This is a genomic window from Chrysanthemum yellows phytoplasma (assembly GCF_000803325.1).
Classification (GTDB): Bacteria; Bacillota_I; Bacilli_A; order Acholeplasmatales; family Acholeplasmataceae; genus Phytoplasma; species Phytoplasma asteris.
In genome coordinates this window covers 1-1,299 of record NZ_JSWH01000231.1, presented here as the reverse complement: position 1 = coordinate 1,299, position 1,299 = coordinate 1, and the positions used below count along the sequence as shown (strand labels likewise).

Below are 1,299 nucleotides of genomic sequence, written 5' to 3'. Positions count from 1 at the left end.
AATTAAACATAAAAAAACAAAAAAATAACTTTTGGCACAATATTTTAATTCAAATTTTTTTATTTGGGGGGGCGTAAAATAAAATTAAAGGATGCAAAGTTGTTGAAAAAGGCACAATAATAAAATGTGATAAATACAAATGTTGCACAAAAAATATAATTATACTGTAATATTTTAATGGGGTTATTTTTGAAACCCTTTAATATTTATAGAAAAGTAAAATATTTGTAATATGAAAATCCAAAGCAAAGCAATTATGCGTTTGTTTCCCAAATACTTTACTTTAATTTTATTCATGATTTTATTGGGCATACATTTTTGCAATCAAATTAGTATTTATGCTGGAAAACAACAACAACTAGAAAACATCCAAGAAAAGGAAAATGGAGTAGGGGTTGAAAAAAATGCAAATAACACACAACAAAAACCCCAAATAATAAATAATCTGCCTTTAAAAAATTTAAAGAATCCCAAAAATTTCGAACAATTATTTCCCCTAGAAAAAAGAACAATCAATGATTTTAGTTATTATAAACAAAATAATCAATTAACCAAAGAAGATATTATAATTGCTTTAAATGGCATACTTAAAGAAATAAATAAAGAATCAAACATCCAAATACAAAGCGATGATTTTGAAATAGCAAGCGAACAATTAGAAGAAAAATATGAATCGGAAGAAATGCAATGGCAAGGCAGTTTTCAAATTGAAGATATATTGGGCAATAAAATAGAATTTAATTTTACTAAAAAAACGATAAACTTGGAGGACATTATTACAAATGCCCATTTAGGAACAATACAAATAACACCTAATATTACTGATGAACAAAGAAAGCAATTAATATGTGAAGCTATTTGGCAAAAAAATCCTCAACTTCAAAATAAATTTTTACCTAAAGATTTTCAATTTAGAAAAAACAAAGATGGCAGTAATAATTTTTGTAAAATAGAATACGATTTAGCAAAAGAAGACCAATATCACGAATATGAAAGCGAAATGGAACTAGAAATTAACTATCAACAAGAAACAAATGCAGCTTCAACAACTAAAACTACTACAACAAATTCAATAATTTTTTATACAATTATAATAATTATAACTGGTCTAATAGTTGCTTTTTTACTAATTTTAATTTATAAAATCAAACATCAAAAATAAATAAATTGCTATCTTTACTTATTTAATATCTTTTAAGAAATATCACAATATAAAAGCATAAAGACAATGAAAGCCAAACTTTACAGTTTGGCTTTTTTGTTTATAAAGGGGGAACAAATAATTTTTAAATTACTTAA

Annotated in this window: 1 protein-coding gene; it reads left to right on the top strand. The window is 24.2% G+C overall.

Annotated features, from left to right (window positions below):
- Positions 1-232: 232 nt before the first annotated feature.
- On the top strand, positions 233-1,162 hold the full coding sequence (locus tag OL66_RS03365) for a hypothetical protein (RefSeq protein WP_034172472.1): 930 nt from the start codon (positions 233-235) through the stop codon (positions 1,160-1,162).
- The last annotated feature ends 137 nt before the right edge of the window (positions 1,163-1,299 follow it).